Annotated in this window: 20 protein-coding genes; 10 read left to right on the top strand and 10 right to left on the bottom strand. The window is 59.3% G+C overall.

Annotation, left to right across the window (positions count from 1 at the left end; all coding sequences use genetic code 11):
* Positions 1–33 precede the first annotated feature (33 nt).
* From L350_RS03420 to L350_RS03405, 4 genes are all read left to right on the top strand, one after another.
* A complete protein-coding gene (locus tag L350_RS03420; protein WP_032626660.1) occupies positions 34–1155 on the top strand; it encodes an efflux RND transporter periplasmic adaptor subunit in 1122 nt (373 codons plus the stop codon).
* Positions 1155–4265 (top strand): efflux RND transporter permease subunit, encoded by a 3111-nt coding sequence (locus L350_RS03415; protein ID WP_032626664.1) that lies wholly within the window; start codon positions 1155–1157, stop codon positions 4263–4265. The genes L350_RS03420 and L350_RS03415 overlap by 1 nt, the downstream gene beginning before the upstream one ends.
* Complete coding sequence (locus L350_RS03410; RefSeq protein WP_023298975.1) at positions 4265–5629, top strand: efflux transporter outer membrane subunit; 1365 nt, start codon at positions 4265–4267, stop codon at positions 5627–5629. The genes L350_RS03415 and L350_RS03410 overlap by 1 nt, the downstream gene beginning before the upstream one ends.
* A 120-nt stretch (positions 5630–5749) precedes the next feature.
* A complete protein-coding gene (locus L350_RS03405) occupies positions 5750–6046 on the top strand; it encodes a YicS family protein (RefSeq protein ID WP_003861030.1) in 297 nt (98 codons plus the stop codon).
* A 50-nt stretch (positions 6047–6096) separates the two neighbouring features.
* Here the strand turns inward: L350_RS03405 and L350_RS03400 are convergent, their stop codons facing one another.
* On the bottom strand, positions 6097–7047 hold the full coding sequence (locus tag L350_RS03400) for a LacI family DNA-binding transcriptional regulator (RefSeq protein WP_022646566.1): 951 nt from the start codon (positions 7045–7047) through the stop codon (positions 6097–6099).
* A 293-nt stretch (positions 7048–7340) separates the two neighbouring features.
* Here L350_RS03400 and L350_RS03395 point away from each other — a divergent pair, with 293 nt between their 5' ends.
* From L350_RS03395 to L350_RS03370, 6 genes are all read left to right on the top strand, one after another.
* Positions 7341–7655, top strand: coding sequence for a PTS sugar transporter subunit IIB (locus L350_RS03395; protein WP_003861034.1), 315 nt, complete (start codon positions 7341–7343; stop codon positions 7653–7655).
* Positions 7656–7666: 11 nt separating this feature from the next.
* Positions 7667–8992, top strand: a complete 1326-nt coding sequence (locus L350_RS03390; protein ID WP_032626666.1) for a PTS sugar transporter subunit IIC — start codon at positions 7667–7669, stop codon at positions 8990–8992.
* 17 nt (positions 8993–9009) lie between these two features.
* Complete coding sequence (locus tag L350_RS03385; RefSeq protein ID WP_022646564.1) at positions 9010–10386, top strand: glycoside hydrolase family 1 protein; 1377 nt, start codon at positions 9010–9012, stop codon at positions 10384–10386.
* A gap of 5 nt (positions 10387–10391) precedes the next feature.
* Positions 10392–10694 (top strand): PTS lactose/cellobiose transporter subunit IIA, encoded by a 303-nt coding sequence (locus tag L350_RS03380; RefSeq protein WP_014168006.1) that lies wholly within the window; start codon positions 10392–10394, stop codon positions 10692–10694.
* Positions 10695–10832: 138 nt separating this feature from the next.
* Complete coding sequence (locus tag L350_RS03375) at positions 10833–12212, top strand: carbohydrate porin (RefSeq protein ID WP_022646562.1); 1380 nt, start codon at positions 10833–10835, stop codon at positions 12210–12212.
* Positions 12213–12359: 147 nt separating this feature from the next.
* Positions 12360–13265 (top strand): EamA family transporter, encoded by a 906-nt coding sequence (locus L350_RS03370; RefSeq protein ID WP_023305152.1) that lies wholly within the window; start codon positions 12360–12362, stop codon positions 13263–13265.
* Between the two features lie 109 nt (positions 13266–13374).
* On the opposite strand, the gene nepI is transcribed toward L350_RS03370, so the two are convergent.
* The 9 genes from nepI to ilvB form a co-directional block, all read right to left on the bottom strand.
* Complete coding sequence (gene nepI, locus L350_RS03365; RefSeq protein WP_023298972.1) at positions 13375–14565, bottom strand: purine ribonucleoside efflux pump NepI; 1191 nt, start codon at positions 14563–14565, stop codon at positions 13375–13377.
* 100 nt (positions 14566–14665) lie between these two features.
* Positions 14666–15118, bottom strand: coding sequence for a DUF1198 domain-containing protein (locus L350_RS03360; RefSeq protein WP_014830062.1), 453 nt, complete (start codon positions 15116–15118; stop codon positions 14666–14668).
* Positions 15119–15269: 151 nt separating this feature from the next.
* On the bottom strand, positions 15270–16274 hold the full coding sequence (locus L350_RS03355) for an alpha/beta fold hydrolase (RefSeq protein ID WP_032626668.1): 1005 nt from the start codon (positions 16272–16274) through the stop codon (positions 15270–15272).
* Positions 16275–16436: 162 nt separating this feature from the next.
* The gene (uhpT, locus tag L350_RS03350) at positions 16437–17828 is read right to left on the bottom strand and encodes a hexose-6-phosphate:phosphate antiporter (protein ID WP_023298970.1); all 1392 of its coding nucleotides are present in this window, start codon (positions 17826–17828) and stop codon (positions 16437–16439) included.
* A gap of 132 nt (positions 17829–17960) precedes the next feature.
* The gene (locus tag L350_RS03345; RefSeq protein ID WP_032626671.1) at positions 17961–19271 is read right to left on the bottom strand and encodes an MFS transporter; all 1311 of its coding nucleotides are present in this window, start codon (positions 19269–19271) and stop codon (positions 17961–17963) included.
* The gene (gene uhpB / locus L350_RS03340) at positions 19264–20769 is read right to left on the bottom strand and encodes a signal transduction histidine-protein kinase/phosphatase UhpB (RefSeq protein ID WP_032626673.1); all 1506 of its coding nucleotides are present in this window, start codon (positions 20767–20769) and stop codon (positions 19264–19266) included. Before uhpB ends, L350_RS03345 begins: the two co-directional genes overlap by 8 nt.
* Complete coding sequence (uhpA, locus tag L350_RS03335) at positions 20766–21359, bottom strand: response regulator transcription factor UhpA (RefSeq protein ID WP_032626676.1); 594 nt, start codon at positions 21357–21359, stop codon at positions 20766–20768. The genes uhpB and uhpA overlap by 4 nt, the downstream gene beginning before the upstream one ends.
* 125 nt (positions 21360–21484) lie before the next feature.
* Positions 21485–21772: an acetolactate synthase small subunit gene (gene ilvN / locus L350_RS03330; protein WP_010426528.1), complete on the bottom strand. Its 288-nt coding sequence runs from the start codon at positions 21770–21772 to the stop codon at positions 21485–21487.
* Between the two features lie 3 nt (positions 21773–21775).
* Complete coding sequence (gene ilvB / locus L350_RS03325; RefSeq protein ID WP_032626679.1) at positions 21776–23464, bottom strand: acetolactate synthase large subunit; 1689 nt, start codon at positions 23462–23464, stop codon at positions 21776–21778.
* Positions 23465–23480 lie beyond the last annotated feature (16 nt).

Genomic DNA, 23480 nt, shown 5'->3' on the forward strand with positions numbered 1-23480 from the left:
CAGGGCAGGCTTCGTTCACCCTGGAAAAAGATTATGAAAACCATAACAACCTCCATCGCAGCATTACTCCTCCTGACAGGGTGCGATAATGCGCAAACATCTGCTCCCCAGCGTCCTCTTCCGGAAGTGGGGATTGTCACACTCATGAGCCAGCCGGTGTCCGTGGTCAGCGAGCTGACCGGCCGCACCGCCGCCGCGATGAGCGCCGAAGTGCGCCCTCAGGTGGGCGGCATTATTCAGAAACGGCTCTTCACCGAAGGCGATACGGTCAAGGCCGGGCAGGCGCTGTATCAGATCGATCCTTCCAGCTACCGCGCCGCTTATGATGAAGCTGCCGCCGCACTGAAACAGGCGCAGGCGCTGGTGCAGGCCGACTGCCAGAAAGCCCGGCGCTATGCGCAGCTGGTTAAGGATGACGGCGTATCACGTCAGGATGCGGAAGACGCGAAGTCCACCTGCGCGCAGGACAAGGCCAGCGTCGAGTCAAAGAAAGCCGCGCTGGAAAGTGCCCGCATTAACCTCAACTGGACCACCGTCACCGCGCCGATTGCCGGACGTATCGGCATCTCCTCTGTGACCCCCGGCGCGCTGGTGACCGCCCAGCAGGATACCGCGCTGGCCACTATTCGCGGGCTGGACAGTATGTACGTCGATTTAACCCGTTCCAGCGCCGATCTGCTGCGATTACGCAAGCAAACCCTCGCCAGCAACAGCGATACGCTGAACGTGTCGTTGATCCTCGAAGACGGCAGCAGCTACAGCGAAAAAGGCCAGCTGGCGTTAACCGAAGTGGCGGTGGATGAGTCTACCGGCTCAGTCACCCTGCGCGCCGTCTTCCCGAACCCGCAGCATCAGCTTCTGCCGGGCATGTTCGTCCGCGCCCGAGTGGATGAAGGCATCATGAATGACGCGATCCTCGCGCCGCAGCAGGGCATCACCCGCGACGCCAAAGGTACCGCCACCGCGCTGGTGGTGAACGCCAGCAACAAGGTCGAGCAGCGTCAGCTGGAAACGGGCGACACCTACGGCGATAAATGGCTGGTGCTGAATGGCCTGAAGGCGGGCGATAAGCTGATTGTGGAAGGCACCGACAAAGTCACCGCCGGGCAGGAAGTGAAAGCTGAAGAGATGAAAACCAACGGAGGAAACGCCTGATGTTTTCCCGTTTCTTCGTGCGTCGCCCGGTCTTTGCCTGGGTTATCGCCATTCTCATCATGCTCGCCGGGATACTGGCGATCCGCACGCTGCCCGTTGCGCAGTACCCGGACGTTGCCCCGCCGTCGATCAAAATATCCGCCACCTACACCGGCGCCTCCGCACAAACGCTGGAGAACAGCGTGACGCAGGTGATCGAGCAGCAGCTCACCGGGCTGGATAACCTGCTCTACTTCACCTCCACCAGCAGCTCGGACGGTTCGGTGAGCATCAACGTCACGTTTGAACAGGGAACCGATCCGGACACCGCTCAGGTACAGGTGCAGAACAAAGTCCAGCAGGCGGAATCACGCCTGCCGACCGAGGTGCAGCAGTCCGGGATCACCGTCGAAAAATCCCAGAGCAACTTCCTGCTGATCATGGGCGTGTATGACAAAACCGATACCGCCAGCAGCTCGGATATCGCCGACTGGCTGGTGAGTAATATGCAGGATCCGCTGGCGCGCGTGGATGGCGTCGGCAGCCTGCAGGTGTTCGGTGCAGAATACGCGATGCGCATCTGGCTCGACCCGGCTAAGCTGGCGTCGTACTCGCTGATGCCCTCCGACGTGCAGAGCGCGATTGAAGCGCAGAACGTCCAGGTCTCCGCCGGTAAAATCGGCGCGCTGCCCTCGTCGAACGCCCAACAGCTGACCGCCACCGTTCGCGCTCAGTCGCGTCTGCAAACGGTCGATGAGTTCAAAAAAATCATCGTCAAGAGCCAGTCCAACGGTGCGGTGGTGCGCATCAGCGACGTCGCGCGCGTGGAGATGGGCAGCGAAGATTACACCGCCACCGCGAAGCTGAACGGCCACCCGGCGGCGGGTATGGCGGTGATGCTCTCGCCGGGCGCCAACGCGCTTAACACCGCCACGGCGGTAAAAGACAAGATTGCCGAGTTCAAAAAGTCGATGCCGGAAGGCTACGACGTGGCCTACCCGAAAGACAGCACCGAGTTCATCAAGATCTCCGTTGAGGACGTGATTCAGACCCTGTTCGAAGCCATTATCCTCGTGGTGGTGGTGATGTACCTGTTTCTGCAAAACATCCGCGCAACGCTGATCCCGGCGCTGGCGGTGCCGGTGGTGCTGCTGGGCACCTTCGGCGTACTGGCGCTGTTCGGTTACTCCATCAACACCCTGACGCTGTTTGCCATGGTGCTGGCGATAGGACTTTTGGTGGATGACGCCATCGTGGTGGTGGAAAACGTCGAGCGTATTATGCGCGACGAAGGGCTGCCCGCCCGGGAAGCGACCGAAAAATCGATGGGCGAAATTTCCGGCGCGCTGATCGCCATTGCGCTGGTGCTCTCTGCGGTATTCCTGCCGATGGCCTTCTTCGGCGGCTCTACCGGGGTCATTTACCGTCAGTTCTCGGTCACCATTATTTCGGCGATGTTCCTCTCCGTAGTGGTGGCGCTGACCCTGACGCCCGCGCTGTGCGGCTCGATCCTGAATCACACCGCTCCGCACAAAAAGGGCTTCTTCGGCGCGTTTAACCGCTTCTACAGTAAGACCGAGCACGGCTATCAGAATAAGGTTCTGCGCGCCCTGCGCCGTTCCGGCGGCATGCTGGTGATCTTCGCCCTGCTCTGCGGCGCGATGGGGTTCGCCATGCTGAAACTGCCGGGCAGCTTCCTGCCAACCGAAGACCAGGGTGAAATCATGGTGCAGTACACCCTCCCTGCCGGTGCAACCGCGGTGCGTACCGCAGAGGTAAGCCGCCAGGTACGCGAGTGGTTCCTCACCAAAGAGAAAGCTAATACCGACGTGATCTTTACCGTCGAAGGTTTCAGCTTCAGCGGCAGCGGCCAGAACGCCGGGATGGCGTTCGTCTCCCTGAAAAACTGGTCAGAGCGTAAAGGCGAGGAAAACACCGCGCAGGCCATTGCCCTGCGCGCCACGCAGGAGCTGAGCGCCATCCGCGATGCCACCATCTTTGCGATGACACCGCCGGCAGTGGACGGTCTGGGCCAGAGCAACGGCTTTACCTTTGAGCTGATGGCGAGCGGCGGCACCGACCGCGACGCGCTGCTGAAACTGCGTAACCAGCTGATTGGCGAAGCGAATCAGGACAGCTCGCTGCACGCCGTGCGCGCCAACGATCTGCCGCAGATGCCGCAGCTTCAGGTGGATATCGATAACAACAAAGCCGTGTCGCTGGGGCTCTCCCTGAGCGACGTCACCGACACCCTGTCCAGCGCCTGGGGCGGCACCTACGTGAACGACTTCATTGACCGTGGCCGCGTGAAAAAGGTCTACATCCAGGGCGACAGCGACTATCGCGCGGTACCGTCGGATCTCAACAAATGGTATGTGCGCGGCAGCGACAGCACTATGACCCCATTCTCCGCCTTCGCCACTACCCGCTGGGAGTATGGCCCGGAAAGCCTGGTGCGCTACAACGGCTCGGCGGCGTATGAAATTCAGGGCGAGAACGCCAGCGGCGCCAGCTCCGGTACGGCGATGAGCAAAATGGAGCAGCTGGCGAATAACCTGCCGTCCGGCAGCACCTGGGCGTGGAGCGGTTTGTCGTTGCAGGAAAAACTGGCGAGCGGTCAGGCGATGAGCCTTTATGCCCTCTCCATCCTCGTGGTGTTCCTGTGCCTGGCGGCACTGTATGAGAGCTGGTCGGTGCCCATTTCGGTGATCCTCGTGATCCCGCTTGGGGTGCTGGGCGCGGCCATTGCCGCCTCCCTGCGCGGCCTGAGCAACGATGTCTATTTCCAGGTGGCGCTGCTGACCACCATCGGTCTGTCGTCGAAGAACGCCATTCTGATTGTCGAGTTTGCCGAAGCCAAAGTGGCCGAAGGCTACTCACTGACGCGCGCCGCCCTGCGGGCCGCCCAGACGCGTCTGCGTCCGATCATCATGACCTCGCTGGCGTTTATCGCAGGCGTGACGCCGCTGGCGATTGCCACCGGCGCGGGGGCCAACAGCCGCGTGGCGATCGGCACCGGCATTATCGGCGGGACGCTGGCCGCGACGCTGCTGGCTATCTTCTTTGTTCCTTTATTCTTTGTACTGGTGAAACGTCTGTTCTCCGGTAAGCACGCAAACCGGAGGTCATAATGTTTCGTGTAACTGTTTTAGCGTTAGCACTGCTGAGCGCAGGCTGTGTGTCATTAGATCCCACGTATCAGCGCCCGGACGCGCCCGTTCCGGCCACACTGCCCGGCGCGCACGGCGAAGCCAGCGCCGTGGTGAACCAGTGGCAGCAGGTGATGAATGATGCGCGGCTGAAAAGCGTGGTGACGATGGCGCTCAACAGCAACCGCGACGTGCAAAAAGCGATTGCGGATATCGACGCCGCCCGTGCCCAGTATGGCGAAACGCGCTCGTCCCTGTTCCCGACGGTGGACGCGGAACTGAGCCACACCCGCAGCCGCACGCTGGCGAGCGGCGTCGCGACGAGCGACGAAGCCAACGGCACGGTCTCCAGCTTCGAACTGGATCTGTTTGGCCGCAACCAGAGCCTGTCGCGCGCCGCGCGTGAAACCTGGCTTGCCAGCGAGTTCACCGCGCAGAACACGCGCCTGACGATGGTCAGCGAGCTGACCACGGCCTGGGTGACGCTGGCGGCGGATAACAGCAATCTGGCGCTGGCGAAATCCACCCTGGAGAGCGCCGCGAACTCGCTCAAAATCGTTAAACGTCAGCAGGAAGTAGGTGTGGCAGCGGCCACGGACGTCAGTGAAGCGATGGCGGTTTACCAGCAGGCGCGCGCCAGCGTGGCGAGCTACCAGACGCTGGTGATGCAGGACAAAAACGCCCTTAACCTGCTGGCGGGCGATACGGTGCCCGAGAACCTGCTGCCCGGCACGCTGGAGAGCCTGAGCGATAACGCCATCACGCTGATCCCGGCGGGCGTCAGCTCCAGCGCGCTGCTGCGTCGCCCGGACATTCAGGAGGCGGAACATAACCTGCTGAGCGCTAACGCCAACATCGGCGCGGCACGCGCCAACTTCTTCCCGACCATTTCACTGACCGCCAGCGCGGGCGTCGGCAGCGATTCGCTGTCATCCCTGTTCAGCCACGGCATGAAGGTCTGGTCGTTCGCGCCGTCCATCACCCTGCCGCTGTTTAGCGGGGGCAACAATATGGCGCAGCTGCGCTATGCGGAAGCGGAGAAAAAAGGGTTAATTGCGACCTATGAGAAGACCATCCAGAGCGCGTTTAAGGACGTGGCCGACGCGCTGGCGCGGCGCGAAACGTTGAGCGAACAGCTTGATGCCCAGCGTGAATACGTGGCGGCGGAGCAAAAAACGCTGGATGTGGCGACGCGCAGTTACAAGGCTGGCGCAGGCGATTATCTGACGGTGCTCACCGCGCAGCGATCGCTGTGGTCGGCACAGGAATCACTGATTGCCTTGCAGCAAACCGACCTGGAAAACCGCATCACGCTGTGGCAATCGCTGGGTGGAGGGGTTCAGTAACGGCCTGAGAGGGCGATTCTCATACCAGGTGAAAAGTAAATTCATACTTTCGGCTGGAATCGCCTGCCTGAATGTAACGATACATTTCAGGGAAAGCCTGTGACTTTACCGGAGGTCTCAATGAAATCTGCACACCTGGTTTGCCTGCTCGTTTGCCTGATTTTCGCTGCGTTTGTTCACGCGCAGGAGAAGAGCGCTCCGGAGAAAGAGGCCCAGATAAAACAGCAGGTCCTGAAAGATGTGAAGAAAACCTGTACCCCGCAGAAAAAGCAGAGCGATAAGGCCTGGCAGGCGATGATTTTGTCGTCTGAGGCCAATCAGCTGCTGATCAAAAATGCCATCACCGCCGTGAAGCGTGACAACCTGGACGCCTACTGGGATGCAGTAAGTCAGGTGGATTGTATGGAAGATTACTGAGGGTTGAGCGCCGGGTGGCGGCTGCGCCTTACCCGGCCTACATCACATGTTTAACGCTTCCGCACATCCGGAATAATCAAATCCCCACGCAGCACGTACGACCCCAGCATCTGCGTTTTCGCCGTCAGCCAGCTCACGATGCGCGCCGCCATGGCGTCCATGGAATACTCAATGGCCGGGATCACCGGAATACCCGGGAGATGCAGCGAACCGCCGAGGCTGAAGACCATGATGTCTTCCGGTACCGATTTATTAAACGCCTGTAACTGCGGGATCACCCGCTGGGCTTCCTGCTCGTCTGCCACCAGCAGCGCGTTGAAGTTCAGCGTGGACGCGTTGTTGAGTAATTCCTGAAGCGCAACGGACGATGAAGTCGCGTCCATAAACACGAGGTTGCGATTAAAGGGCAGGAAGTTTTTCTCCAGCGCATGTTTGTAACCCAGCAGCACCTGATCGGCAAAGCCGCTGCCGTGCGGGTGGATCAGTGCTATCTGGCGACGCCCCTGGCTGGTGAGATAGTTGCAGGCCGTTTCAGCCGCGAACGCGTGATCGAACTGAATGCTGTTGGCGTTATCGGCTTCCATACAGTCGACCAGAATGACGTTGTCCATGTCCACGTCTAGCGGGAAACGCGCGCCAATCACCAGAATGTCATCACATAAGCCGCAGGAGAGTTCTTCAAGGGCGTTCATCACTTCTGTTTTCGTGTGTGCGAAACGCAGCAGCAGATGTTTTTGATGCTGGCTGAGGTGTTTTTCCAGCGCGTACAGGTAACCGGTGGTCTGGTTAATGTTCTCCTGCGCGCAAATCACCCCAATGCAGCCCGTCGACTGGCTGAGCAGCGACTGGGCGATCACGTTGGGACGATAGTTCAGCTCATCCACCGCTCTCAGAACAGCCTGTCGGCTGGCTTCTTTAACGCCACGCGACCCGCTCAACACCCGTGATACCGTGGCTTTGGACACCCCGGCCAGACGCGATACATCGTTGATTGTAGACATCTCTCTCCCCTGTCAGACGCAACTGGCGTCTGTAATTTCCATCACCGCTACGGCTCACATTATAGCCAGAACGGAGTATATCCGTTTCCGTTTTCCATGGAAACCGATTTTCCGTTTCCACTCAATTTGATGTCAAAACAGCCAAATTATGTGACCCACATCCGGTTAATTAGCGTCATAAGTAGTGGATATTGATGGTTGTCACACTTCTGTCTTTTATGAATGGAAACCGGTTTCCGTATCATGTCCAATCATCATCGCAATAACTTTTTACATTTTGAGGATGGTCGTCGATGTTCAAGATTATGCTGTGCTGCTCTGCCGGGATGTCCACCAGCCTGCTGGTCAGCAAAATGATCGATGTTGCAAAAGAACGGGGCTTGCCCGTGAAGATAGATGCGTATGGCGTATCCGAATTTGATACGCAGTTTCCGCACTATCAGGTGGTGCTTCTCGGACCGCAAGTGAAATATATGTTAAAGACGCTCTCAGACAAGGCAGCGACGCAAGGCATACCGGTGCAGCCCATCGACATGATGGATTACGGCATGCAGCGTGGCGATAAAGTACTGGACTATGCTCTGTCGCTCATCGAAGCGGCACACTAAAAGGTGTTCACATGAGTTCGTTATATCAATCCATGGTCGCGGTGATTGAACAGTCAATTACGCCGCTGGCCGCGAAGCTCGGTCAGCAAAAGTATGTGATTGCCATCCGCGACGGCTTTACCGCCGCGCTGCCGTTTATGATCATCGGCTCGTTTATGCTGGTGTTTATCTTCCCGCCGTTTTCGGCGGATACCACCAACAGCTTCGCCCGCGGCTGGCTGGATTTCTCCGAGACCTACCGCGAACAGCTGATGCTGCCCTTTAACCTCAGCATGGGCGTGATGACCTTCTTCATCTCGGTGGGGATTGGGGCGAGCCTGGGGCGTCAGTTTAACCTCGATCCGGTGATGTCCGGTCTGCTGGCCTTTATGGCCTTCCTGCTGGTCGCCGCGCCGTATGCCGACGGCAAAATTTCGACGCAGTATCTGTCGGGTCAGGGCATCTTCACTGCTCTTATCACCGCGATCTACTCCACCCGTGTGTACGCGTGGCTGAAGCAGAACAACGTCACCATCCGCCTGCCGAAAGAGGTGCCGACCGGCGTGGCGCGTTCGTTTGAGATCCTGATCCCGGTGATGGTGGTGATTGGTACCCTGCATCCGCTGAACCTGTTCATTGAAGCGCAGACCGGGATGATCTTCCCGCAGGCGATTATGCACCTGCTGGAGCCGCTGGTGTCCGCGTCTGACTCGCTGCCCGCGATTCTGCTCTCCGTTCTGCTGTGCCAGATCTTCTGGTTTGCCGGTATCCACGGGTCGCTGATTGTCACCGGCATCATGAACCCGTTCTGGATGGCGAACCTCTCTGCAAACCAGGCGGCGCTGGCGGCGGGCGCGGCGCTGCCGCACGTTTATCTGCAAGGTTTCTGGGATCACTACCTGCTGATTGGCGGCGTAGGCTCGACCCTGCCGCTGGCGTTCCTGCTGCTGCGCAGCCGCGCCACTCACCTGCGCACCATCGGCAAAATGGGCGTTGTGCCAAGCTTCTTTAACATCAACGAACCGATTCTGTTCGGCGCGCCGATCATCATGAACCCGATGCTGTTTATCCCGTTCGTGTTTGTTCCGCTGGTCAATGCCTGCCTGGCGTACGGCGCAACCAAACTCGGCTGGCTGGCCCAGGTGGTTTCGTTAACCCCGTGGACCACGCCCGCGCCGATTGGCGCCTCGTGGGCGGCGAACTGGGCGCTCAGCCCGGTGGTGATGTGCCTGGTCTGCATGGTGATGTCCGCCCTGATGTACCTGCCATTCCTGCGCGCCTATGAGCGTACGCTCATCAAAAATGAAGAGCAGAAAGCCCAGGCAACCGTCGGCACCGCTGAAACAGTTAGCAATTAAGTCAAAGAGGAAGGGTCATGAAATACGCATTTCCCGATAACTTCTGGTGGGGCAGCGCAAGCTCCGCTCTCCAGACGGAAGGGACACGAGAGGGTGAAACCACGTGGGACTACTGGTTTTCCCGCGAGCCGAACCGTTTTCACAACGGCGTGGGACCGCAGCATACCTCCACGTTTTATCAGCACTGGAAAACGGACATTCAGCTGTTGAAGCAGCTGAACCACAACAGCTTTCGCACCTCGATTAGCTGGGCGCGCCTGATCCCCGACGGTATCGGTGAAGTGAACCCGGACGCGGTCGATTTTTATAATCAGGTCATTGATGAGCTGAATGAACAGGGCATCACGCCGTTTATCACCCTGTTCCATTTCGACATGCCGATGGCGATGCAGGAGATCGGCGGCTGGGAAAACCGTGACGTAGTGGACGCCTACGCCCGCTATGCGCAGATCTGCTTCGAGCTGTTTGGCGACCGCGTGCTGCACTGGTTTACCTTCAACGAGCCGATCGTGCCGGTGGAAGGCGGTTATCTGTACGATTTCCATTACCCGAACGTGGTGGATTTTCGTCGGGCGGCGACCGTGGCATATCACACGGTGCTGGCCCATGCGAAGGCCGTTCAGGCTTACCGCGCCGGGCATTACGCGGGGGAGATCGGCATCGTGCTGAACCTGACGCCGTCATACCCGCGTTCGCAGAACCCGGCGGACGTGAAGGCGGCGCATATCGCGGATCTGATGTTTAACCGCAGCTTCCTCGACCCGGTGCTGCGCGGGGAGTATCCGGCCGACCTGGTGGCATTGCTGAAATCTTACGATCAGCTACCCGCCTGCAAGCCGGAAGACGGTTTCCTGATTGCGGAAGGGAAAATCGACCTGCTCGGCGTTAACTACTATCAACCGCGCCGCGTGAAGTGTCGCGACAGCGCGGTGAACCCGCAGGCGCCGTTTATGCCGGAGTGGTTCTTTGATAGCTACGAGATGCCGGGCCGTAAGATGAACCCGTACCGCGGCTGGGAAATCTACGAGCCGGGTATTTACGATATTCTGGTTAACCTGCGCGACAATTACGGTAACCCCCGCTGTTTTATTTCTGAAAACGGGATGGGTGTCGAAAACGAGCAGCGCTTTATTGAAAACGGTCAGATAAACGATCGGTACCGCATCGAATTTATTTCTGAGCATTTAGCGTGGCTGCATAAAGGTATTAGCGAAGGCTGCAATTGCCTTGGCTACCATATGTGGACGTTTATTGATAACTGGTCGTGGTGCAATGCCTATAAAAACCGCTACGGTTTTATTCAGCTCGATTTGGAGACGCAGCAGCGCACCATTAAAAAAAGCGGAGAGTGGTTTGCCGCTACCGCCTTAAATAATTGCTTTGATAAAGAGTAAAAATGATGATCGCATTAGAAGAAGCCGTAATGGAAATTATCGTCAACGCCGGTCAGTCCCGCAGCCTGTGCTTCGAAGCGCTGCATGCGGCGCGCCAGGGCAACCTTGACGAAGCCAAAAGCCTGCTGCGTGAAGCCGATGGCTACGCGCGCCAGGCACACAAGATGCAGACCAAACTGATCGAGCAGGACGCGGGCGAAGCCCGCCAGCCGATGACCTTAATTATGGTGCACGCGCAGGATCATTTAATGAATTCGCTATTAGCGCGTGAATTATCTGAAGAGATTATTCATTTATATCAGAGATAGTCTATGGCGAAATAATTTAATGTAATACCTCTGTACCTAAAACTAGAAATCCACTTGTTCTGATGATAGCGACATATTCTGTCAGATCGGAGCGGGATGGTTATTGTCTGAATAAAATTAAACTATATTGAGATAACCATGAATACGATTAAAAAACTTCCATTAACCATGGCGGTTATCGCCGCGCTTTGTCCAATTTCCGTGCTCGCGCAAGAATTTACGCAGGAGCAAATTGACGCCATTGTGGCGAAAGCGGTGGATAAAGCCCTGGCCGAGCGTCAGGCGAAAATGGATGCGGCGGTCGCGAAAAAAGCGGACGTCATCACCGAGCCGCAGAGCGCAGCGCAATCCCCGGACATGGCGATTCCGTTTGGCATCAAATTTACCGGCTACGCCCGCTACGGCGCGCACTTCCAGGCCGCTGACCAGAAGTATGTGGCGGTGGACGGCTCCTACAACGGCGCGTCCGCGATTGGTCGTCTGGGTAACGAAGGCAACGGCGGGGAATTCCAGCTCTCCAAGGCCTTCAAGGGTGATAACGGCGCCATCTGGGACATCAACGTGATGATCGACCACTGGGGCGACGAAGTTAACCTCAAAAAAGCCTACGCCGGGGTGACCAACATTATGGCCTCCAACCCGAACGCCTACTTTTGGGCCGGTCGTGACTTCCACCAGCGTCCGCAGCAGGGCATCAACGATTACTTCTGGATGAACCACGATGGCCAGGGCGCCGGGGTGAAGAACTTCGACATCGGCGGCGTGCAGTTCGACGTGGCTGCCGTGGCGGCGGTGGAATCCTGTAGCCCGGAAGTGATGGAAGATGAAGCCAACCCGTCGCGCATCACCTGTACCGGCGGTTCCGGCACGGGTGACAAGGGCAACTACGCTGCCACCTCAAAAATCCACGGCATGAAGCTCGGCCCGATCGACCTGGAGCTGTACGCCAACTACGGTTTTGACTCCAAAGCCGTTGAGAGCGACGAACGTCTGAACGCCTGGCAGGGCGGCGTGGTGCTGAGCCACACCAACGACAGCGGTGTGAACAAGGTGATCGCCCGCTACTCCGATAATTCGGACAACAGCGTGTTCAATAAAACCGAAGACCTGACCACGGTCTACGCCAGCTTCGAAGGGCTGTATAAATTCACCCAGGCCACGCAGGTGGAGTACATCCTCGCCTTCCACGACTATGACAACAGCCGTGATGACACCGATAACCGTAAGAACTACAACGCCATCGTGCGCCCGATGCACTGGTGGAACGACGTTCACTCCACCTGGCTGGAAGCGGGCTGGCAGCACGTAGATTACGACAACGGCGGCGACAACAAGGGCTGGAAGCTGACCCTGTCGCAGAACATGTCTATCGCCATGGGGCCAGAGTTCCGTCCGATGCTGCGCTTCTACGTGACCGGCGGCAAAGTGGACAACGAACGCACCGCGCGCGTGAACAACACCAAAGATGAGACGCTGGACGACTTCAACGTCGGCGCGATGTGGGAGGCGTGGTTCTAAGGTCAACAACATGCCGGGTGGCGCTACGCTTACCCGGCCTACGGTTTTCCCCCTCTCCCCGTGGGAGAGGGCCGGGGTGAGGGCATCAGGCCGCACACAACCATGCTATGCTGTTGGCCAATTAACGACAACATAACAGGGGAGAACATGGGTTCCACACGCAAAGGGATGCTCAACGTCCTGATCGCCGCCGTTTTATGGGGCAGTTCCGGGGTTTGCGCGCAGTACATCATGGAGAAAAGCCACATTTCTTCGCCTTACCTGACCATGGTTCGTCTGCTGTTTACCGGCGTGATCCTGCTGACGCTCTCCTTCGTTCACGGCGACAAGATTTTCTCGGTCATCAAAAACCGCAAAGACGCCCTCAGCCTGCTGTTTTTCTCACTGGTTGGCGCGCTCACCGTGCAGCTCACCTTCCTGCTGACGATTGAAAAATCCAACGCTGCGACGGCCACCGTGCTTCAGTTCCTGTCGCCAACCATCATCGTGGCGTGGTTCGCCCTGGCGCGGAAAACGCGTCCCGGCATATTTGTCTTATCCGCGATTTTGACATCGCTTGTGGGTACCTTCCTGCTGGTGACCCACGGCGATCCGACGTCGCTCTCCATCTCGCCTGCCGCACTGTTCTTCGGTATCGCCTCGGCGTTTGCCGCGGCGTTTTACACCACCTATCCATCAACGCTTATCGCCCGCTACGGCACGCTGCCGATTGTCGGCTGGAGTATGTTGATTGCGGGACTAATGCTGACGCCGTTCTACGCCGGACGCGGCACCACCTTCGCCATTGACGGCGGCCTGCTGCTGGCGTTTTTCTACCTGGTGGTGATTGGCACCGCGCTGACGTTCAGCCTGTATCTGAAGGGCGCGCAGATGATCGGCGGGCCGAAGGCAAGCATTTTGAGCTGCGCCGAACCCCTGAGCAGCGCGCTGTTGTCGGTGGTTTTGCTGGGGGTGGCATTCACCCTGCCGGACTGGCTGGGAACGCTGCTGATTGTGTCGTCGGTGGTGCTGATTTCGATGGATTCACGCAGAAGGGTTAAGGCATCGGCGTAGCCTGATGCCCTCACCCCGGCCCTCTCCCCAAAGGGGCGAGGGTGAAAAGACAGCACCGAGCAGTCCCCTCACCCCTATGGGGAGAGGGTTAGGGTGAGGGGAGAATTGACTACTTCGCCTTCACCTTCCCCGCCACCAGCAGCGCGGTCAGCAGCATCAGCGTACCGGAGATCACCAGCGGTGACGTCAGCCCCAGATGGTCGAGCGCTACGCCGCCCACCGCAGCGCCGCAGGTGTTCGCCAGCTGGATCACCGCCACCTGAATCGACCCGGCTTTTTCCGCCTGATCGGCAAGCGAGCGGGTGATCCACGTCGACCAGCCCACCGGCACCAGCGCAAAGGCAAAGCCCCAGACAATCGCAATCGCCGATGCGACCCACTTGTCGCTGCCCCACAGCACCAGCACCGCGGCACTGATCGCCAGCACCAGCGGCGCACCCGCCAGCGCCACCTTCAGGGAGCGCTTCAGGAACTGAGACGACAGTGAGGTACCGACGAAGCTGGCGATACCGAAGCTCAGCAGCACCAGCGTCAGGCCATCCACGTCAAAGCCCGCCATGGTCATATACACCGGGCGAATATAGGTAAAGAAGGCAAACTGCCCGGCAAAGGCCATGAAGATGGCGGTCATCCCCGCCAGCACGCCCGGACGCTTGAGCAGCGCGAACATGTTCTGTTTGTGGTGCGCCGCTTCACCCGGCAGAGACGGTAGCGCTTTCCACACCCAGATAATGCACAGCACGCCCATCACTGCCGCCGCGTTAAAGACGTTACGCCAGCCGATAATCCCACCAAGGAAGCTGCCCAGCGGCGCGGCAATCACCAGCGCAATAGAGACCGCGCCGAAGATAACGGACAGCGCTTTTGGCACGGTGCGCGCGGGCACCAGGCGCATGGTCAGCGAGGCCGACATCGCCCAGAAGCCGCCTAACCCCAGCCCCAGGCAGGCGCGACCCAGCAGCAGCAGGGTGAAGCTTTCAGCGAAAGAGACCAGCAGGCAGGAGAGCGTCAGCAGCACGCTGAACAGGATGACCACTTTACGACGGTCAATGGTGCCAATCGCCTGGGTGATAAACAGGCTGGCGAACATCGCCACAAAGGCGGTGACGGTAACGGACTGCCCCGCCACGCCTTCGGAAATGCCCAGATCCTGCGCCATCGGCGTCAGCAGGCTGACCGGCAGAAACTCAACGGTGATCAGGCAGGCGACGCAAAATGCCACGGAGAAAACCGCCGACCAGTTGGGGCGAGACACCTCTTTGGCCTGCGGCGGAGTCGTGGGCTGGATATGTTCTGTCATGGCATCACCTGAGATAAAAACGTGCGGAAAAGTCGCGCAGTTTATCATCAAAAGTGTGACGAATTTAACGATTTGACAACTATTGTGGTTTTAGAGGGGATCAGTGCAGATAAAACACACCTTCTTCCGGCAGAAATAGCTGGTTATAGCGCAGCTGGAAGGCGTTCAGCTCCTGCGGATCGGGCTCCATTTCGCGCATAAAGCCAAGTGCCAGTCGAATTTGCGCATCGGTAATGGGTGCGGCAAGGCGGGCTTTACGCAGCATACGGTGCCAGGTATGCAGATTCTCTTCACTGCCGTCGACAATGCAGACCTGCCAGATGAGCAGCACCTGCGCCGCATTTTGCAGATGTGCCTCGTCGGGGCGCTCAAGGTAGCGGATAAACTCATTGCCCGGCGTTTTACCGAACTGATCGATCATCGACTCGACCGGCATCGGGGTGATGCCCAGCCGCTCGCTTAAACGTTTGATGGCGCGGCGGGAGTCTGAGGTAAGGACACGAAATCCAACCACAAATACCACGGCAAGCGTTGCCAGCATTATCCAGACCATGCGTTCTCCTTAGACTAGCCGCCCATCATAGCGGGAAACGCAGCGCGTCAACAGCGGGAACGGCCAGAATAGTGAACCGAAAAAAGCTGGATAATTGCGATGAAAGCAATCCCGCGCAGGCGTGGCTGCGCGGGCTGTTGCTGAAGACCCGTCAGCGCGCCTGAAGCCCTTTCAGCAGCGCGTCGTGGAAACGTTCAGGATCCTGCATCTGCGGCGCGTGGCCCATGTCGTTAAACTCGACCAGCGTCGCGTGCGGAATGCGCTCCGCCGTCTCTTTGCCCAGCACCGCGTAATTGCCGAGCGTCTTGCGGATCTCCGGTGGGGCGAGATCTTTCCCGATGGCGGTATTGTCCTTCGTGCCGATCATCAATAATACCGGCATCTTCAGCTCGCTAAATTCATAGACAACCGGCTGGGTATAAATCATGTCGTAGAGCAGCGCCGAGTTCCACGCCACGTGAGCTTTGCCCGGCCCGTTGTTCAGCCCGGCGAGCATAGTGACCCAGCGCTCGTACTCCGGCTTCCACTCCCCGGCGTAGTAGGTATTTTTCTCGTACTGACGAATACCGTCGGCGCTAACTTTCAGCTCGCGCTGGTACCACTGGTCGACCGTAATATGCGGCACGCCGCGCGCTTTCCAGTCTTCCAGACCAATCGGGTTCACCATCACCAGCTGCTCCACCTGCTGCGGCCACATCAACGCATAGCGGGTTGCCAGCATGCCGCCGGTCGAATGTCCTATAACCGTCACGCGCTCGACGCCCAGCGTTTTCAGCAGCGCGTGGGTGTTATCCGCCAGCTGCTGGAAGGTGTACTGGTAATGCTCCGGCTTGGTGGATTTACAAAAACCAATCTGGTCAGGGGCGATCACGCGATACCCACCGGCCGACAGCGCGCGGATAGTGCCGTCCCAGGTGCCAGCGCAGAAGTTTTTGCCGTGCATCAACACCACGGTGCGGCCGTTGGGTTTTTCCGGTTTCACGTCCAGGTAAGCCATATCCAGAGGCTGGTTCTGCGAGGTAAAGGTAAAGTGTTTTACCGGCCAGCCGTAGTCAAAACCTTCCAGCTTCTCGCCGTAGGTGGGGGCATCCGCGGCCATTGCGGGGGAGGCCAGCGCCATCAACAGCGCCAGGCAGGACAATCGTCGGGTTAACATGCAAGCTCTCCAATAGCAAAAAGGGCTAAGGCTGCGCGAAAGGCGGCAGCAAAAACACTGTAGAGCATAGAGAGGAGCGAGTGTGTAAAGCGGAGTAAAGGTAGGCCGTGCAAAATAAAAAAGCCCGGCATCACACACCGGGCAAAGAAGTTACCTGCACACTCAGGCTACTTTTAATTTCTGCGCACGATTCTCACGGCGGATCTTACGCTCTTCCAGCACCGCAACCATCGCCATCAGGACGATACAGCCAATCGCGGCGGCATCCAGCGCGGCGAAGGTGCCCGCCCAGCCGGTAAGGCCGAAAATCGGCGTGCCGTCGGCGATCATCCCCAGACCCAGCTTGGCGAAGCTGTCGCCGATCAGGTAGGCGAAGGTGCCCTTAATCCCATCGGCGGCGCCGATCGCTTTTTTCGGGACGAAGCCCACTGCCGCCACACCGATCAGTAATTGCGGACCAAACACCAGGAAGCCGAGCGCGAACAGGGACGCCAGGTAAATGTACTGGTTGCTGGCGTGCTGGTAGACGCCAAGGGTGGCGATAATCAGCGCCAGCGCGACGCAGGCCACCAGCGCGCGGCGGCCATTGGCGAGGTCGGAGAGCCATCCCCACAGCAGCGTGCCGACCAGCGCGCCCACTTCAAACAGGGTGAAGCCCTGAATCGCCACTTCTTTAGAAAGCTTCAGCTCCTGGAAGGCATACACGGTGGACCACTGGTCGATACCAATGCGCACCACGTACAGGAAGATGTTCGAGAAACAGAGCAGCCAAATCACTTTGTTTTTCAGCACGTACTCAACAAAGATCTGCCATTTGGACATCTCGTTTTCTTCGGTCTCTTTGTCCTCTTCGCTGATCTCTTCCCCGAACAGCTCTTCGGCTTTGCCGAGGCCGTACGATTCCGGGGAATCGCTGCCGTAGCGCAGGCCGATAAAGCCAACAATCAGGGCAATAATCGACGGGAAGATAAACATGCCGATGACGTGACCGTCGAACAGGTAGTTCGCGCCGAACAGCGCCACGCCTGCCGCACCCGCTCCGCCGAGGTTGTGGGAGATGTTCCACATGCCGAGGTACGACCCCCGCTTGCGGCGCGGCGTCCATTTGGTGATGGTGGAGTAGCTGCACGACCCGCCGGTGCTCTGGAAGAAACCGCTCAGGGCGTAAAAGGCGATCATCAGGAACAGGCTGACGGAGCCCGCGCCCATGCTGGCGCTGAAGCCGAGCATACAGATGGCAGAGAGGATCAGCATAAACGGCAGGAACTGCTTGGTGTTTTTGCCGTCCGCATAGTAGGAAACAACGGTTTTCCCCACGCCATAGGTGATGGAGAAGCCCAGGCCAATCATCCCCAACTGCGTCATGCTCAGCCCATAGGTGGAGATCATGTCGTTCTGCGCGATGTTAAAGTTTTTGCGGATCAGGTACATGGTCAGGTAGCCGATGAAGACCACCAGATAGGACTGCATGAACGGTTTGAACCACATTTTGCGCCGCACATCGAGCGGCAGATCCAGGGTCGGCTTGCGCACCTGATTTAAGAAGGCCAGCATGACTGAGTTACTCCTGAGCTGATTTTTGCAGCATTGTAAAAACCAGCCAGGAGAGATGCCTGAGACAGCGTCCAGGTGAAACCGGGAAAATTTCTTAGTTTTGCGCGACTCGGCAGCAAAAGGTGAGGCGCGTCACGCTTCGCGCGGTGCCTGCGCGTGCAAAAACGGCAGCAACAGCAGGGCGGAGATGCCCGCCGCGATGGCGATCACCGCGAAGAACCCGCTCCAGTGCCAGATGTCGATCACCCGCGCCAGCGGCCAGCCGGAGAGCGATGCGCCGAGGTAGGCAAACAGCCCGACAAAGCCCGTCGCCGCGCCTGCCGCCTCTTTGTGGGAGCACTCTGCCGCCGCCATGCCGATCAGCATCTGCGGGCCAAAGACGAAAAAACCGATGGTGAAGAAGCACGCCGCCTGCATCACGTAGCTGGCGAACGGCATCAGCCACAGCGAGCCGACGGAGAGCAAAATTCCGGCGGCGAAAATCAGGTTCATCGGCCCGCGGTTGCCGTTGAAGAGCTTGTCCGAGCCCCAGCCCGCCACCAGCGCGCCAATAAACCCGCCCAGTTCAAACATGGTCACTGCCGAGTTGGCGGTCACCAGATCCACACCGAGCGTCTCGGACATGTACAGGTTGCCCCAGTCGTTGATGGCCGCGCGCACCACGTAGACCAGCACGTAGCAGAGCGACAGCAGCCAAATGTAGGGGTTTTTCAGCACGTATTTGGTGAGGATCTGCTGGCGGGACAACCCGGCCCCCTCCTGCTGCTGGGCGATCTCCATCTCGTCGTGCCGCCAGTCGCCCACCGGTGGAAGGCCGACGGTTTGCGGCCTGTCGCGCAGGCGCCAGCAGAGGAACAGCCCGGCGACAATCGCGAGGCCACCGGCAATCATCATCCCCGCACGCCAGCCGTAGTGCAGCGCGGCAGCCCCCACCACCATCGGGATCAGCGCCCCGCCGACGTTATGCGCGGTATTCCATATCGCCCACCAACCGCCGCGCTCATTGCGCGAATACCAGGCGGTCAGCAGACGGGCGCAGACCGGCGCGCCCCAGCCCTGGAAGAAGGCGTTCAGCGCCCACAGCAGGGCGAAGGCCCAGAGCGACGTCGAGAAGCCAAACAGGATGTTCACCACGCCGGTGGCGATCAGCCCAACGCCCATGAAATAGCGCGCATTGGAGCGGTCGCTGACGATGCCGGAGAAGAACTTCGACAGACCGTAGGTGATGTAAAACAGCGTCGCCAGCAGGCCGATGTCGGTGCGCGCCATCACGCCGCTGGCGAGGATCTCCGGCGCGGCGGCGTTGAAGCTTTTGCGGGTGAAGTAGAACAGCGCGTAGCCGAGCCAGATAGTGACCAGGATATGACGTCGCCAGTAGCGATAGCGGGCGTCGATTTCCGCTTTGTTGCCTAGCGGGGCGGCGCTGGCCGGGGTTTTAAACATGGTACGTCCTTAACGGCAAACTGACGCTGACGCGTGTCCCGTGGGTGCAGGAGATTGTCAGCGTGCCGCCGAGCGCCTTCACGCGCTCGCGCATGCCCGCCAGGCCAAAGCCCTGCTGGCCGGAGCCCGGCGGTAGGCCGCAGCCGTCGTCTTCAATTACCAGCATCAGGCGCTCGTCCTGCTGCCAGCCCTGGATCGTGACCGCGCTGGCACTGGCGTGTTTGACGATGTTGTTCAGCCCCTCCTGACAGACGCGGAACAGCGTCACGCGCTGACCTTCGCTCAGGATAGCTTCATTGATGCGCCAGTCGAGATGGCTGACTATCCCGCGGCTTTCCAGCTCCATCTCGCGCATCAGGGAACGCACCGCCTGCTCCAGGGACAGATCGTCAAGCTGGCGCGGGCGCAGCCGCCCTAACAGGCGGCGAACGGAGTCATAGACACCCAGTGAAAGCTGTTCGATATGCGCCCCGCCCTGCTTCACACCCGCGTTTTCTGCCGCCAGACGCTGGACAATGCCCGCCTGGGTGCGGATGGCGGTGATGGTCTGGCCGATGTCATCGTGCAGCTCGCGGGCAACCTCCTGGCGCACGCTCTCTTCCGTCTCCAGCAGACGCTCCGCCAGACGGCGATTGCGCGCCAGCTCGGCTTGCAGAGACTGGTTCAGCTCGCGCAGGCGCTGGATGCCCGCCCCCAGCAGCAGCCCGGTCAGGCTCTGGGCCAGCAGCGAGAGCAGCAGATCTACCGGATGATCGTGCCAGGTCTGGCTGGCGATCAGCGCGATGGCATTCATTAGGGTCGCGATCAGCGCCCCCTGCCAGCCGTAGTGCCAGGCGAGGGCGATGATCGGCAGCGCCAGACAAAACGGCGTGAAGCGTGATAATTCAGCGGGCAGACCAAGCTGCAACCACAGGCTCACCACAAACAGCAGCAGATACCAGATCAGGTGCCGGGCGCGCCAGTTCACCGGCTGGGAGACCAGCGCCGGGCCGAGCGGCTGCCAGACGGTGCTGGTAAGGTAATGCCAGAAAACCAGGCAGGTCGGTGCCAGCGTCAGGCCGCCGGTGAGGGTCAGCAGCAGGGCGTTGAGCACCTCCTTTTCGCCCACCCACGGCAGGGACTGCAACAGCGCGGCGGCAATCAGCGCCGCCCCCTGACGCAGCAGCGTGCGCCAGTCGCGCTGGTGACGGTAGCGGGAAATCAGGGCGACCGGGATAAGCGTGAGCAGGCTTCCGGTCATCAATAAAGGCAGATGCGCCAGCGCCACTTCCTGCGCCAGCCAGATCAGCATCAGCCACTCTGCGCCCAGCAAAACGGGCCAGTATCCGCGCGGGCACTGAAGCATCAGTCCCAGACGCAGGCCAAAGGGGAACAGCAGCACCGCCAGCTCCGGGCGTTCCACCAGATGCAGGCTGATGCTCCACAGGCAGAACCATGCGGCGGAGAAGATAAAAAAGCTGGCGACGACGGCGATCAGCCGTGAAAAAACGGGACTCATTGCCAGCTGTCAAACATACGGCGCGCCAGCTCGACATCGTTACTGACGTTGAGTTTTTCCATCAGGTTGGCGCGATGAACATGCACGGTTTTCGGGGACAGTTCCAGCTCCGCGGCAATCTCTTTCACCGACATGCCCTGGGCAAGTTTCTCTGCCACCTGACGCTCGCGTCTGGTGAGCGGATCCTGCCGTCCCGCCGCCAGCTTGATGGCGATATCGGGCGTCAGGTAGCAGCCGCCGGTGGATACGGTGCGCACGGCGGCAATCAGCTCGTCGGGGCTACAGCGTTTAGAGAGGAAGCCGCGCGCGCCCGCGTTGAGCGCCTGCTCGACCAGCGCCGGGCTGTCGTGGACCGAGAGCATAATGGTCGCCATCCCTTTCGGCAGCTGGCTTAACAGCTCCAGCCCGGAGAGATCCGGCATTGAGATGTCGCAGATACAGACCTGCACCCCGCGTCCCGGCAGGCCCGCCAGCGCCTCGCGACCGGAGCCAAACTCGGCCACGACCTGAAAATCCGGTTCGAGGTTTAAAAGCTGGGCAAAGCCGGAGCGGACGATAAGGTGGTCGTCGATAAGGGCGATGGTGGTCATGGTTTGATCCTGATGCGTGAACACGCCGGATGGCGGCGTAAACGCCTTATCCGGCCTACGTGTAACGTCCTTGCAGGCTGGATAAGCGCAGCGCCATCCGGCAAAAGCCTCTTACCTTAAGTGATTTACTCGAAAAACACCGCAATTTTGTTAAACATGGTGGGATCGGACTGGTTGCGTGCCACTTTGGTGACATCTTCCAGCTTGTCGATCTGCGCCATCATCTGCTCCAGACGCTGATCGTCGTTCACCAGTAGCCAAATGCGGCTGTGCTCGCTGCCCTGAATCGGCAGGCACAGAATGCCTTCCACGTTAAACGCCCGTCGGGCAAACAGCCCGCAGACGTGGGTCATGACGCCAGGGTGGTTGCGGACGGTGAGTTCCAGAATGACGTTATCATGTTGTTTCTGCATGGTTTATTCTCCCACCATCTCAGTATTTGCCGCACCCGGCGGCACCATCGGATACACTTTTTGTTGCGCGTCGATACGCACGTGGATCAGCGCCGGGCCCGGACGAGAAATCGCATCCTGCAACGCCGCGTGGGCATCTTCTTCGGCGTTCAGATCGCAGGTGTGCAGGCCAAAACCAGCGGCAATCTGCATGAAGTTGATCATCCCCGGATAGGTCGCCGCAAACACGCCCTGCTTATAGAACAGGCTCTGCTGCTGGTGTACCAGGCCCAGCGCCTCGTTGTTCATCAGAATGATTTTGACGTCTAACTGGTTTTCGGCTGCGGTGGCCATCTCCTGAATGTTCATCATCAGGCTGCCGTCACCGGAGAAGCAGATCACCTTACGGTCCGGGTTGGCGAGCGCCGCGCCAACCGCTGCTGGCAGGCCGAAGCCCATGGTGCCAAGGCCGCCGGAGGTCAGCCACTGGCGCTGGCGGTTAAGCGGATACGCCTGGGCGGTCCACATCTGATGCTGGCCGACGTCGGTGGTGATAATCGCGCTGTCATCCACGCAGGCGGCAACGGCGTTGATAAGGCCATAGTGGCTCAGCGGGTCGCCCTCGGTTGGGATAGCGCCCGGGAATTCGCGTTGCAGATCGGCCACCAGCTGGCGCCAGTCGGTGCGGTCGGTTGCCTCCGTCTGTGGGATCAGCTGTGCCAGCACCTCGGCCACATCGCCCTGAATCGCCACGTGCGGCTGCTTGATTTTACCCAGCTCGGCGCGGTCGATATCCACGTGAATGATTTTGGCGTTCGGGCAGAACTCCTCGGTTTTGCCAATCGCCCGGTCATCAAAACGCGCCCCCATAACAATCAGCAAATCCGCCTCTTGCAGGATGTAGTTGGTGCTGCGCGCGCCGTGCATGCCCAGCATCCCTAAAGACAATGGGTGCGCTTTTGGCAGCATGCCGAGCGCCATCAGGGTCATGGTGGTAGGCAGGCTGGCTTTTTCAGCGAACTGACGGATTTCATCCGCGGCGTTGATCGCCCCGCCGCCCAGATAGAGCACTGGGCGTTTCGCCGCGTTAATCATGGCGGCGGCATCGCGCACGCTCTCAGCGCTGAATTCCGGCGCCGGGGCACGCTCGCCCGGCTCCGGCAGCACGTCGATCTCAATTTCTGCGGTCTGGACATCCTTAGGAATGTCTATCCACACCGGACCCGGGCGGCCAGACTGGGCAATGCGAAACGCATCGCTGATCACCTGAGGCAGCTCGCTGATATCGCGAACTAAATAGTTATGTTTGGTGATGGGGATAGAGATACCGTAGGTATCCACTTCCTGGAACGCATCGGTACCGATCATCGAGGACGGCACCTGGCCGGTAATGCAGATCAGCGGAATGGAGTCGAGGCGCGCATCGGCGATGGCGGTCACCAGGTTAGTGGCGCCCGGCCCGCTGCAGGCCATACAGACCGCCGGTTTACCCTGGGTACGCGCCATGCCCTGAGCGATAAAGCCTGCGCCCTGCTCGTGGCGCGCCAGCACGTGGCGGATCTGTGTGCTTTGGCTTAACGCATCGTACAGCGGCAGCACGGTCCCACCCGGGATGCCCGCAACGGTGGTGATGCCCTGTCGTTCCAGTAAATGAACAATCAGCTGCGCGCCTGTAAAACGCGTTTTTGTGGATGTTGTGCCCGAACTTGCCATGCTCCAGTCCTTTTCT

This window comes from Enterobacter sp. MGH 4 (genome assembly GCF_000534735.1).
Lineage (GTDB): Bacteria > Pseudomonadota > Gammaproteobacteria > Enterobacterales > Enterobacteriaceae > Enterobacter > Enterobacter intestinihominis.